Origin of the sequence: Mycobacterium sp., assembly GCF_051006775.1 — a bacterium.
Lineage (GTDB): Bacteria > Actinomycetota > Actinomycetes > Mycobacteriales > Mycobacteriaceae > Mycobacterium.
In genome coordinates this window covers 1-12,340 of sequence record NZ_JBPCSX010000129.1, presented here as the reverse complement: position 1 = coordinate 12,340, position 12,340 = coordinate 1, and the positions used below count along the sequence as shown (strand labels likewise).

General features: G+C 67.1%; 9 protein-coding genes and 2 pseudogenes. 7 read left to right on the top strand and 4 right to left on the bottom strand.

Annotated elements, in window-relative coordinates; genetic code table 11:
- Positions 1 to 893, bottom strand: a pseudogene (locus ACR2JI_RS09050) (hypothetical protein); the annotation flags it as partial.
- 153 nt (positions 894 to 1,046) lie between these two features.
- Positions 1,047 to 1,352 carry a chorismate mutase gene (locus ACR2JI_RS09045; RefSeq protein WP_526389745.1) on the bottom strand — a complete coding sequence of 102 codons (306 nt, stop codon included), beginning with the start codon at positions 1,350 to 1,352 and terminating at the stop codon, positions 1,047 to 1,049.
- Between the two features lie 204 nt (positions 1,353 to 1,556).
- On the opposite strand from ACR2JI_RS09045, the gene pcrA reads away from it, so the two are divergent.
- A complete protein-coding gene (gene pcrA / locus ACR2JI_RS09040) occupies positions 1,557 to 3,914 on the top strand; it encodes a DNA helicase PcrA (RefSeq protein ID WP_526389744.1) in 2,358 nt (785 codons plus the stop codon).
- Positions 3,915 to 3,923: 9 nt separating this feature from the next.
- Here the strand turns inward: pcrA and ACR2JI_RS09035 are convergent, their stop codons facing one another.
- Entirely contained in the window at positions 3,924 to 4,766 is an 843-nt protein-coding gene (locus ACR2JI_RS09035; RefSeq protein ID WP_526389743.1) for a M23 family metallopeptidase, read from the bottom strand.
- A gap of 282 nt (positions 4,767 to 5,048) precedes the next feature.
- Here ACR2JI_RS09035 and sucC point away from each other — a divergent pair, with 282 nt between their 5' ends.
- From sucC to ACR2JI_RS09020, 3 genes are read left to right on the top strand one after another with little or no spacing between them, the layout of a single operon-like run.
- Positions 5,049 to 6,227: an ADP-forming succinate--CoA ligase subunit beta gene (gene sucC / locus ACR2JI_RS09030; protein WP_526389742.1), complete on the top strand. Its 1,179-nt coding sequence runs from the start codon at positions 5,049 to 5,051 to the stop codon at positions 6,225 to 6,227.
- 3 nt (positions 6,228 to 6,230) lie between these two features.
- Positions 6,231 to 7,133 carry a succinate--CoA ligase subunit alpha gene (gene sucD, locus ACR2JI_RS09025; protein WP_526389741.1) on the top strand — a complete coding sequence of 301 codons (903 nt, stop codon included), beginning with the start codon at positions 6,231 to 6,233 and terminating at the stop codon, positions 7,131 to 7,133.
- Entirely contained in the window at positions 7,130 to 8,692 is a 1,563-nt protein-coding gene (locus tag ACR2JI_RS09020; protein WP_526389740.1) for an acetyl-CoA acetyltransferase, read from the top strand. Before sucD ends, ACR2JI_RS09020 begins: the two co-directional genes overlap by 4 nt.
- Positions 8,693 to 8,700: 8 nt before the next feature.
- Here ACR2JI_RS09020 and ACR2JI_RS09015 read toward each other — a convergent pair whose 3' ends face one another.
- Positions 8,701 to 9,552, bottom strand: coding sequence for an LLM class F420-dependent oxidoreductase (locus ACR2JI_RS09015; RefSeq protein WP_526389739.1), 852 nt, complete (start codon positions 9,550 to 9,552; stop codon positions 8,701 to 8,703).
- Between the two features lie 205 nt (positions 9,553 to 9,757).
- On the opposite strand from ACR2JI_RS09015, the gene ACR2JI_RS09010 reads away from it, so the two are divergent.
- The 3 genes and pseudogenes from ACR2JI_RS09010 to ACR2JI_RS09000 all read left to right on the top strand — a co-directional run.
- Positions 9,758 to 10,537: a DUF5336 domain-containing protein gene (locus tag ACR2JI_RS09010; RefSeq protein WP_526389738.1), complete on the top strand. Its 780-nt coding sequence runs from the start codon at positions 9,758 to 9,760 to the stop codon at positions 10,535 to 10,537.
- A 23-nt stretch (positions 10,538 to 10,560) separates the two neighbouring features.
- Positions 10,561 to 11,991 (top strand): cell division protein PerM, encoded by a 1,431-nt coding sequence (locus ACR2JI_RS09005; protein ID WP_526389737.1) that lies wholly within the window; start codon positions 10,561 to 10,563, stop codon positions 11,989 to 11,991.
- A gap of 112 nt (positions 11,992 to 12,103) precedes the next feature.
- Positions 12,104 to 12,340: pseudogene (locus ACR2JI_RS09000) on the top strand (phosphoribosylglycinamide formyltransferase); the annotation flags it as partial.

Here is a 12,340-nt window from a genome sequence, read left to right as displayed (position 1 = left end):
TGGTTCACGCCGTCGGGGCTGCCGCCGGGCTTGGTGGGATCGGCGGGGTTGGGAAAGCCGTTGGGGAAGTTGTAGAGGTTGTAGGGCCACTGGGTCTTGCCCGGTGAGGCGGGGACCCCACCGAGGGTGCCGTCGGTATAGATGGACCCGGGCTGGGTGTAGGCCGGTGGGGTGTAGGGGGCGATCCAGTTGTTGTAGTACTGGCCGATGTTGTAATCCAGCATCGTGGTGGAGGCCGAGTTGTAGGACTCGTCGCCGAGTTGGATGACGTCGCTGGGATTCCAGCTGCGCATCATCTCCGCCACGGCCTGCTGCTGCGGGCCGCTGGCCCCGGTGTCCTTGCGCTTGTAGCCGCCGGGCGAGTAGTAGAAATTGGTGCCGTTGGTGTAGGAGTTTCCGGCGTCTCCGAAGACCGCGAGCCGGATGTCGGTCGCAGCGGTGGCGGCCGCAGTTGTGTTGACCGGAACGAGGAGCGGGGACGCGGCTGGTGCGGTGTCCAGGACGGGATTGGCGACTGGTGCCGCGACTCGCACTGCTCGCGCTGCCGCCGGGTGCGCTCTCGATGGCGGCGGCTTCGGGTTGGTGTCGGCTGTCCCGGCGGGAGTCGAGTTGGAGCGTGCGGGCGCGGCACCGCGCCGCGATACGGCGGCGGACCCGCGCTGGGCACCGCCGTGCGCCGCGGTGGATCGCTCCGGTGAAGCCGAACCGGATGTCGCTGAAGCACCAGTATCGTCAGCGGTCGCCGTGGGGGCTGCTGCCAGAGCGATACCGGCGGCTGCAGCGGCAGCACCGGCCTGAAGCCAGAGCACAACCGGGAGCGGCCGCCGCCGGCCGGGGCCCGGGGAGAATTCACGACGCTCGGACTGCGACTGCTCAACAACACTGGCCGCCACGGCGGATCTCCTCGGCATCGGGTTACATGGGCTCGCCCGGTTTGGGAGGATATCCCGAAGTGGGTTGCTCTCCAGGGTTTTCGCAGCAATCCTCATGGGAGTTGCCCAGGGAGTTGGCGTTGATCCGGTGTCCGGCTCCGACTGTATGGGCGGTCAGGAATGCCCCAGCCGGCCGCGCCCCATCCGCAGCAGCAGCATGGCCAGATCCTTGCCGTCGGCGCCGAGAGGCTCGCTGTAGCGCTCGATGACCTTCATTTCGCGGCTGTGCACCAGACGGGTACCGCCGGAGGCCATCCGGACCTTGCCGATCTGCTGGGAGATCTCAGTGCGCCGCTTCACCGCCGCCAGGATCGTGGCGTCGAGCTGGTCGATCTCCGAGCGCAGGGCGTCGATACCCGATTCGGTGAGTTCTTCTGCAGTCATGTCGTCGTTCTCCTGGTGTGGGGGTTCTGGTGTCATCCGATCCGGGCCTCACACAAGAAACGAGCCCCGGATCGCCGATGCGGACCGCGGGGCTCTGGTGAATACGAGCAGCTAGGCCTCCGCGGGCACCGCGAAGCGGTACCCGTGGAAAAATCGCCGTGTCTGCACATCGGGAGTCTGCCACCAGGTGGCGCGCCTTCGCAAAGGGCTGTCCCCGGACGGCGGTAGGTTGGGACCGATATGAGCGTGCAGGTGAGCGATTTGCGAGCCCCCGGGGGTCCTGACGATCTGCTCGAGGGTCTCAATCCCCAGCAGCGCCGTGCCGTCCTGCACGAGGGCGCCCCGCTGCTTATCGTCGCCGGAGCCGGCTCGGGTAAGACCGCGGTGCTCACCCGCCGGATCGCCTATCTGCTGGCCGCCCGCGACGTCGGTCCCGGACAGATCCTGGCCATCACCTTCACCAACAAGGCCGCCGCGGAGATGCGCGAGCGGGTATCCCAACTGGTCGGCCCGCGCGCCCGGAACATGTGGGTCTCGACCTTCCACTCCACCTGCGTGCGGATCCTGCGCAACCAGGCCGCGCTGCTGTCCGGGCGCAACTCCAACTTCTCGATCTACGACGCCGACGATTCCCGCCGCCTGCTGCTGATGATCGGCAAGGACATGGGCCTGGACGTCAAGCGCTATTCGCCGCGGGTGCTGGCCAACGCGATCTCCAACCTCAAGAACGAGCTGACCACCCCGGAGCAGGCGGCCGCCGACCTGGAGCCGGGCTGCGACGACCTGACCCGGATAACCGCCGAGGTCTACGCCGAATACCAGCGCAGGCTGCGGGGCGCCAACGCGCTGGACTTCGACGACCTGATCGGTGAAACCGTCGCTGTGCTGCAACGCCACCCGGAGATCGCGCAGTACTACCGCCGCCGGTTCCGGCACATCCTGGTCGACGAGTACCAGGACACCAACCATGCCCAGTACGTCCTGGTCCGGGAACTCGTGGGTTCCGGCGCTGCCGACACCGACACGGTGGCGCCGTCACAGCTGTGTGTGGTCGGCGACGCCGATCAGTCGATCTACGCCTTCCGCGGCGCGACCATTCGCAATATCGAGGATTTCGAGCGCGACTTCCCCGATGCCGCCACGATCATGCTCGAGCAGAACTACCGCTCGACCCAGAACATTCTGTCGGCGGCCAACGCGGTGATCGCCTACAACTCCGGGCGCCGGGAGAAGCGGTTGTGGACCGACGCCGGCGACGGCGAGCTGATCGTCGGATACGTGGCCGACAACGAACACGACGAGGCACGGTTCGTCGCGACCGAGATCGAAAGTCTCGCCGACGGATCTGACTACACCTATAACGACGTCGCGGTGTTCTACCGCACCAACAACTCGTCGCGGTCGGTGGAAGAGGTGTTCATCCGGGCCGGCATCCCCTACAAGGTGGTCGGTGGTGTTCGGTTTTACGAGCGCAAGGAGATTCGCGACATCGTCGCTTATCTGCGGGTGCTGGACAACCCCGGTGACACCGTCAGCCTTCGTCGCGTCCTCAACACCCCCCGCCGGGGTATCGGTGACCGCGCCGAGGCGTGTGTGGCCGTCTACGCGGAGAACACCGGCGCCACCTTCGCCGACTCGCTGACTGCCGCGGCCGAGGGCAAGGTGCCGATGCTCAACACCCGGTCAGAGAAGGCCATCGCAGGTTTCGTACAACTGCTCGACGAACTCCGCGGTCGTCTCGATGACGAACTGGGCGATCTGGTCGAAGCCGTGCTGGACCGCACCGGCTACCGCAGGGAACTGGAGTCCTCCAATGACCCGCAGGACCTCGCCCGGCTGGACAACCTGAACGAACTGGTAAGCGTCGCACACGAATTCAGCATCGACCGGGCCAACGCCGCCGCGCTCGCGCAGGACGGTGACACCCAAGACGCAGACGATGACGTCCCGCAGACCGGGGTGCTGGCCGAATTCCTGGAACGGGTGTCATTGGTCGCCGACTCCGACGACATACCGGAGAACGACGCGGGCGTGGTCACGCTGATGACGCTGCACACCGCTAAGGGACTGGAGTTCCCCGTGGTGTTCGTCACCGGGTGGGAGGACGGGATGTTCCCGCATATGCGGGCTCTCGGCGATCCGACTGAGCTGAGCGAGGAACGCCGACTGGCCTACGTCGGGATAACCCGTGCGCGGCAGCGGCTGTACCTGTCGCGGGCGAAGGTCCGCTCGTCATGGGGGCAGCCCATGCTCAACCCCGAGTCACGCTTCCTTCGCGAGATACCCGACGCCCTCATCGACTGGCGGCGCACCGATACTGATTCCAGGCAGGGGAGCACCGGACAGGGCTTCAGCGCACCGGTGTCCGGACGGTTCGGCTCCGTGGCCGAGAGCGGACGCCCCTCCCCGATGCGCAGCGGTGCGCGCCGGGCGCTGGTCGTACTGGAACCCGGCGACCGGGTGAACCACGACAAGTACGGTCTCGGCCGGGTCGAGGAGGTCTCCGGAATGGGGGAGGCGGCGATGTCGCTGATCGACTTCGGGACGGCCGGGCGGGTCAAACTCATGCACAACCACGCCCCGGTGCAGAAGCTCTGAAGTGGCGGATCAGCCGACGTAGGCACCCAGGGAAACGCCGCGGGCGGCCAGCCAGGACACCGGGTCGGTGGCGTTGCCGCCGCCGAGCAGGACCGAGAAGTGCAGGTGCGGCCCGGTGGAGTTGCCACGGTTGCCGATCGTGGCGATCTGGTCACCGGCGAACACGCGCTGGCCGACCTGGACGGACCAGCTGTTGACATGGCCGTAGCGGGTCACGGTGCCATCGGAGTGCGTGATCAGGACCCAGGCGCCATAGCCGGAGTTGGTGGGACCGGACGCCTTGACGATGCCGTCGGAGGCGGCGTAGATCGGCGTACCGATCGGGCCGGCCAGATCGACGCCGTCATGGAGTGCGCCCCAGCGGTAACCGAAGCCTGAGGTGAAGATGCCGCGGGTCGGGAGAACGAACAGCGGCCGCTGCAACCGGGCCTCGCGCTCGGCACGCTCGGCGGCGTAGGCGGCGGCCTTGGCGAGCTCCTCGGCATGTACCGAGGCGTACGCGGCGGGCTTGACCGAGATCACCTCGGCGCCACGCAGATCAGCGGCCGGAGCGCCGTCCATCGGCGCCTTCTCCGCGGCCAGCACGGTGCGGGTGGTCGCGATCTGGGTGTGGGGGTTGACCATTGTGTAGGCGGCGGCCGCGGCGGCACCGGCGGCCATCGCCGCGATGAGTACCCGGCCGCGCGCTGCGCTGGTCGGCTGCCTGCGATGCATCGGGGTGCGCGGCAGAATGTCGGTGACTTCGGAGCTGTTGAACATCGGGCGCTCGGCGCGCGGCTTGACCGGCTTGATCTCCGCGGTCAGCAGGGGGGTGAAATCCTCGACGTCACGCATGACATCCAGATCGCTCACATCGCCTGAAACAGGCGTCTCCACGGTGGGAGTCGACCTCAGCTGCGTCAAAACCAAGTCCTCGCGTCGTGACCAAAGCGTTATCTGGACCGCATGACGGTAACCAAAATGTGACCAAGCTGGCAACCCGGTCGCGGGTGAGCCCGCCGATTGTGACTTGAATCACCCGCGTTCCGCGAGGTGGGATGCGCCTCAACGCCCTCGGCGGGTAGTCGTTAAAGTTCGCAGCGGACCGTCACCGTCAACGAACCCCTACGGACCCAGCACACGGACAGGGAGCCAATGGACCTTTACGAATATCAGGCGAAGGAAGTGTTCGCCAAGCACCACGTACCCAGCACCCCCGGCCGGGTCACCGAATCGGCCGAGGAGGCCAAGGCCATCGCCGAGGAAATCGGCCGGCCGGTCATGGTGAAAGCGCAGGTCAAGACGGGTGGACGAGGTAAGGCCGGTGGCGTGAAGTATGCCGCCACACCGGAGGACGCCTACACCCACGCCAAGGCCATCCTGGGCCTGGACATCAAGGGACATATCGTCAAGAAACTGCTGGTCGCCGAGGCCAGCGATATCGCCGAGGAGTACTACATCTCCTTCCTGCTCGATCGCGCCAACCGCACCTACCTGGCGATGTGCTCGGTGGAGGGCGGCATGGAGATCGAAGAGGTCGCCGCCACCAAGCCGGAAAGGCTGGCCAAGGTGCCGGTCGATGCCGTCAAGGGCGTTGACCTGGCGTTCGCCCGCTCGATCGCTGAGCGGGGCCACCTGCCGGCCGAGGTTCTCGACGCCGCCGCTGTCACCATCGCCAAGCTGTGGGACGTCTTCGTCGGCGAGGACGCCACCCTGGTCGAGGTCAACCCGCTGGTCCGCACACCCGACGACCGGATCCTGGCGCTGGACGGCAAGGTCACCCTCGACGAGAACGCCGGGTTCCGCCATCCCGACCACGCCCAATTCGAGGACACCGAAACCACCGACCCCCTCGAACTCAAGGCCAAGAAGCACGACCTCAACTACGTCAAGCTCGACGGTTCCGTCGGCGTCATCGGTAACGGCGCCGGCCTGGTCATGTCGACGCTGGACGTGGTCGCCTATGCGGGGGAGAACCACGGCGGGGTCAAGCCGGCCAACTTCCTCGACATCGGTGGCGGAGCCTCGGCCGAGGTGATGGCCGCCGGACTCGACGTCATCCTCAACGACAAGCAGGTCAAGAGCGTGTTCGTCAACGTCTTCGGCGGCATCACGTCCTGCGACGCGGTCGCCAACGGCATCGTCAAGGCGCTGCAGATGCTCGGCAAGGACGCCAACAAGCCGCTCGTCGTGCGGCTCGACGGCAACAACGTCGAAGAAGGCCGACGGATTCTCGCCGAGGCCAACCATCCGCTCGTAGTGGTGGCCGACACCATGGATTCCGGCGCCGACAAGGCCGCCGAACTCGCTTTCGCCGCTGGAAAGGACGCCTGAGCCGTGTCGATCTTTGTGAACAAGGACTCCAAGGTCATCGTCCAGGGCATCACCGGCGGGGAGGCGACCAAGCACACCGCCCTGATGCTCAAGGCCGGCACCCAGGTGGTCGGCGGCGTCAATGCGCGCAAGGCCGGCACCACCGTCGCCCATAAAGACAAGAGCGGCAAGGACATTGAGCTGCCGGTGTTCGGCAGCGTCGCCGAGGCGATGGAAGCCACCGGGGCCGATGTTTCCATCGCCTTCGTGCCGCCGGCCTTCTCCAAGGACGCCATCATCGAGGCTATCGACGCCGAGATTCCACTGGTGGTCGTCATCACTGAGGGAATTCCGGTGCAGGACACCGCATATGCGTGGGCCTACAACGTCGAACGCGGTCTCAAAACCCGCATCATCGGCCCGAACTGTCCCGGCATCATCACACCGGGTGAGGCGTTGGTCGGTATCACTCCGGCAACCATCACCGGCAAGGGGCCGATCGGTCTGGTGTCCAAGTCGGGCACGCTGACCTATCAGATGATGTTCGAGTTGCGCGATCTCGGCTTCTCCACCGCCATCGGCATCGGCGGTGACCCGGTCATCGGTACCACTCACATCGACGCCATCGCAGCGTTCGAAAAGGACCCGGAGACAAAGCTGATCGTGATGATCGGCGAGATCGGCGGCGACGCCGAGGAGCGGGCCGCCGACTACATCAAGGCCAATGTCACCAAGCCGGTCGTCGGCTACGTGGCAGGCTTCACCGCGCCGGAGGGCAAGACGATGGGCCACGCCGGTGCCATCGTGTCCGGCTCGTCGGGCACCGCCGCTGCCAAGCAGGAGGCGCTCGAGGCTGCCGGGGTGAGGGTGGGTAAGACGCCGTCGGCCACCGCCGCGCTGGCCCGGGAGATCTTCAAGAGCCTGTGACCGGGGCGGTGGACCCCAGCACTCCGGTACTGGTCGGCGTCGGTCAGTTCACCGAACGTCGGGAGGACTCCGGATATCGCGGCATGTCCTCGGTCGAGTTGGCAACCGAGGCTGCCGCGTCGGCACTGGCTGACACCGGGGTCGACCCCGGCGCAGTCGCCGCGGTGATCGACACCGTCGTCGGGATCCGACAGTTCGAGATCTCCGGGCGCGGGATGGCGCCGCTGGGGTGTTCCACCAACTACCCGCGTTCGGTGGCCCGGCGTATCGGCGCGGAACCGGGGCGCGCGGTACTGGAACCCATCGGCGGTCAGGGCCCCCAGCATGTCGTCACCGAGTTCGCCGGCGCGATAGCGGCGGGCGCGGCCGACGTCGTACTCGTGATCGGTTCCGAGAACGGTTCCACACTTCGGTCCTTCGCCAAGGGGTCCGTCGCCAAGGCCGGTCAGACCGGATCGGACAAGCCCGATCACTCCGAGACCGTCGACGGTCAACTGGAGGATCGCGGCTATGGCTACGAGGGGTTGTTCAGCGACTACACGGTGGCCCACGGATTGGTCGGTGCGCCCGCGCAGTACGGGTTGCTCGAGAATGCCCGCCGGGGCCGGGTCGGGCTGAGCCGAGCTGACTATCGGCGCGCGATGGGCGAGTTGTTCGCACCGTTCACGACGGTGGCCGCCGGCAACCCCTTCTCGTCGGCGCCTGCGCAGCGCACCGTCGACGAGCTGATCACCGTCACCGACGACAACCGGATGATCTGCGACCCCTACCCGCGACTGCTGGTTGCGCGGGATCAGGTGAATCAGGGTGCGGCGGTGCTGCTCATGTCGGTGGCGGCCGCCCGCCGGCTCGGTGTACCCGAGGAGAAGTGGGTTTATCTGCGTGGGCATGCAGATCTGGTGGATCAGCCGCTGCTGGATCGCGAAGACCTCTCCTACAACGCAGCCTCGGTACTGGCGGTTCGTGAGGCGCTGTCAGTCGCCGGCGTCGGCATCGACGACGTCGCGACACTGGACCTCTACAGCTGCTTCCCGGTCCCGGTTTTCAACTTCTGTGACGGATTGGGACTGTCCACCGATGACCCCCGCGGTCTCACCCTCACCGGCGGTCTGCCGTACTTCGGCGGCCCGGGCAACAGCTATTCGCTCCATGCGATTGCTGAGACGGTCACCGCAATGCGTTCCGTGCCTGGAGAATTCGGCTTGGTGGCTGCCAACGGCGGTGTGATGAGCAAGTACTCGGTGGGGATCTACTCGACCGCGGCCGCACCGTGGAAGTCCGACGCAAGTGCTCGGCTGTGCCGGCAGGTTGCAGATGGACCGGTGGTGCCGATTATGGAGCAGGCCGACGGTGACGCCGTCATCGAGACCTACACCGTTCGTTACGACTGGCCGGTGCGAACCGGGATCATCGTCGGACGCATGAAGTCCGATAACAGTCGGTTCATGGCGGTGACCGATGATGTAGATCTGGTGTCGTTACTGACCGACGGTGAACCGCTCGGCGCCCGGATCCGGGTGCGCTGCGACGGCGAGAAGAACCGGGCCGTGCCGGCTTAGCGCCGGTTCTACAGCCCCAGCCCGGCGAGCTTGCCCGCCAACCGCTCGACATAGCCGCCGACCTCTTCGGTGGACTTGTCCGGCAGGCCGAACAACACCTCGGTGACGCCGATGTTCTTCCAGTGCTCCAGTTTCTCCGGCACGGGTTTGAAGTCCAGTGCGACGATGCTCGGCGCACCTTCGCGGTCGGCCGCGGCCCAGATGTCCTGCAACATCCGGACGGGTGCGTCGATGTCGAAATCACGAGGGGTGGTGATCCAGCCATCCGCCGACTTGGCGATCCACGTGAAGTTCTTCTCGGTACCGGCCGCGCCGACGAGGACGGGGATATGGGACTGCACCGGCTTGGGCCAGGCCCAACTCGGACCGAAGTTGACGAACTCGCCCTCGTAGGCGGCCTCCTCCTTGGTCCACAACTCCCGCATCGCCTCGATGTACTCGCGCAACATCGTGCGCCGGCGTTTCGGCGGAACGTTGTGGTCGGTCAGTTCGTCGGTGTTCCATCCGAACCCGACGCCCAGGCTGACCCGGCCCCCAGACAGATGATCAAGGGTGGCAATCGTTTTCGCCAGGCTGATCGGATCATGTTCGACCGGCAGCGCCACCGCGGTAGACAGCCGCACCCGGGAGGTGACCGAGCAGGCCGTGCCGAGACTCACCCAGGGGTCCAGGGTGCGCATATACCGGTCGTCGGGCAGGGTCTCGTCCCCGGTGGTCGGGTGCGCGGCGTCCCGCTTGACCGGGATGTGGGTGTGTTCGGGCACATAAAAGGTGGTGAATCCGTGGTCATCGGCCAGTTTCGCGGCCGCAGCCGGGGTGATGCCCCGGTCACTGGTGAACAGAACGAGTCCGTAGTCCATGCCAGAATTAGAACGTGTTCTAGTGCGCCGGGCAACTCCCCGCCCGGGCGGCGTGATTTCGCCCCCATGGTTGAGGGCTCGATGTGATCGCGACCCTCACGCAGATTTCGCTGGCCTGCCCGGGCGGCGGCTTCAGCGGTCGCAACCCTCGGGTGCGCTAGCGTTGGGGTCGGACGCAGGTCCGCTATCAGGCATAGGAGAGGCAATGACTTACCCGCCGACCAACCCGGGATACCCGGCACCGCAGCAACCCGGCGGTTACGGTCCCGCGAGTGCGCCGTCGTATCAGGCCGCGCCGGCCGGACCCAGTAGATTGCCGAGCCTGCTGGCCGGCGCCGGGGCGGGCCTGGGTTTGGCTGCATACCTCGCCAGCTTCGGACCGCTGCTCAAGATCAACGCCGACATCGGGCCCTTCGGCGGCGCCTCCTTCACCGCCAGCGGACTGAGCTACTGGACCATCGCGGCGCTGACGGCTGCTCTGCTGGCCGCCGTCAGCCTGCTGCCCAAGGCCAAGAATTACACCCCGATCGTCGCGGTCGCCGCGGTTCTCGGTGTGCTGCTGGTGATCGGCCAGATCATCAATCGCCCCAACGGTTTCTCCATCGGCTGGGCGCTGTGGCTGGTGCTGTTGTTCACCGTCTTCCAGGCGGCCGCCGCGGTCACCGCGCTGCTGTTCGAGTCGGGTGTGCTGAGCGCGCCCGCGCCCCGGCCGCGCTACGAGCAGTACGGCCAGTACGGACCGCCGCCCGGTGGCTACTACAACCAGTCCGGGAGCCAGCAGTTGCAGCGGCCCGGTTACCCGGCGCAGTACGGCAGCTACCCGACAGGTGGATTCGGTGCGCAGGAGGCTGACGCGCCGCCGACCCCGCCGACCGGCTTCCCCGGCTTCGGTCCGCCTTCGGCGTCCGCGCCTGCCCAACCGTCGGCCACCGAGCCGTCCCCGGGTTCCGCTCAGGGCCCGGGTTCCGGCTCGGCGCAGTCCTGACCGGGCGCAACTGAACACTCGCCTTGGCGAACAGGTTTCAGACACCTGCGGGTACACCACAGTCCCGTGACCTGGTCCGAGTTGCATTCGGGCCATCCCTTGTAGCGCTCGCCGTCATCGCGGCCATCGTGCTGGTTCAGCTGGTCGTCGCCAACAGCGATCTGACCGGAACGCTCGGTGCGGTGGCCAGTATGTGGCTGGCCACGCATCTGGTTCCGATATCGATCGCCGGACAGCAGCTGGGTGTGCTTCCCCTGGTTCCGGCGGCGGCAATGGTCTGGGGCACCGCCCGCACCACCGCGCAGATCACCCCGCCGCAGGGATCATGGTTCGTCATCCGCTGGATCGTGGCGTCGGCTCTGGGCGGACCACTACTGATCGCGGCGGTGTCGCTGGCTGTGGTTCACGACGCCGCCTCGGTGCTCACTGTGCTGCAGACCCCCAATGCGCTGGGCGCGTTCTGCTGGGTGCTCGCTGTGCATGGTCTGGGCGCGCTGATCGGTGTCGGTCCCGCGGTGGTGCCGCGCGCGCTGGACACGCTCGGGCTGCCGGGCTGGCTGACCGACACCGTGCGCCCCGCGGTCATCGGAGTGTTCACGCTGCTGGCGTTGTCCTGCGCGGTGGTCGCGGCCTCGCTGGTTCTGCACTGGGGGACCATGCATGAGCTTTTCGGCATCACCGATTCATTCTTCGGGCAGCTGAGCCTGGCGCTGCTGTCGCTGCTCTACCTGCCCAACGTGGTGGTGGGAGCCGCCGCGGTGGCCGTCGGCTCCAGCGCGCATATCGGGTTCGCCACCTTCAGCGCCTTCACGGTGTTCGGCGGCGACATCCCGGCCCTACCAATCCTGGCCGCCGCGCCGACGCCCCCGCTCGGCCCGGTGTGGGTGGCGCTGCTGATCGTCGGAGCCGCCGCCGGTGTCGCCCTGGGCCAGCAGTGTGCGCTCAAACCCGCACCGCTGCCGACCGCGGTGGCCAAGCTCGCGGTGGCGTCAGCACTGGCGGCCGTGAGCCTGGCGCTGCTGGGATTCGCCGGTGGCGGGGCGTTGGGCAACTTCGGATCGGTCGGAGTGGATCAGGCCACGTTCGCCCCGGGAGCGTTCATCTGGTTCTTCCTGATCGGCGGGATGACGGTCATGATGGCCGGCGGCCTCCGCCCCCGGCCGAAGCGGCCGGCATCGGTTGCCGTGGTCGACGAGCCCGACGTGATGAGCGAGGCCGACAAGGTCGACGAGCCCGACAAGGTCGACGAGCCCGATGTGGTCGATGTGGCCGACGTTGTTGACGAGGTCGACGCTGAGCCCATCACCGAGTCCTTGGTGCTGCCGGAATCCGAGCCCGAACGTGATCCGACCCCGCCGCCCCCGGTCAAACCTGCACCGGATGCCGAGGACGTCGAGGACCTGATGTTCGTCGACGCTGATCTCGAGTCCGAGAACGAGGGTCACTCCGGCTAGGTCAACTGGCCGGCTCCTCCTCGCGCTTGGCGCGCATCGTCGTCCGGCTAGGTCAACTGGCCGGCTCCTCCTCGCGCTTCGCGCGCATCGTCGTCCGGCTAGGCTGACCGCCGTGCCAGATCCGATCCAGCCCCCCAGCCTCCCGGCTCGGGTTGTCGTGCTGGCCTCCGGAACCGGATCGCTGCTGAACTCTCTGCTTGAGGCCGCCGTCGGCGATTATCCCGCCCGGGTGGTCGCGGTCGGCGTGGACCGCGACTGCCGGGCCGCCAAGATCGCCGCCGACGCCGGTATTCCGTCCTTCACCGTGCGCCTGGGTGAGTATCCTGACCGCGACGCCTGGGACGCGGCC

Coding starts and splice junctions, on each gene's coding strand:
- ACR2JI_RS09045 (WP_526389745.1), bottom strand. CDS start 1,352: ATGACACCAGAACCCCCACACCAGGAGAACGACGACATGACTGCAGAA.
- pcrA (WP_526389744.1), top strand. CDS start 1,557: ATGAGCGTGCAGGTGAGCGATTTGCGAGCCCCCGGGGGTCCTGACGAT.
- sucC (WP_526389742.1), top strand. CDS start 5,049: ATGGACCTTTACGAATATCAGGCGAAGGAAGTGTTCGCCAAGCACCAC.
- ACR2JI_RS09015 (WP_526389739.1), bottom strand. CDS start 9,552: ATGGACTACGGACTCGTTCTGTTCACCAGTGACCGGGGCATCACCCCG.
- ACR2JI_RS09010 (WP_526389738.1), top strand. CDS start 9,758: ATGACTTACCCGCCGACCAACCCGGGATACCCGGCACCGCAGCAACCC.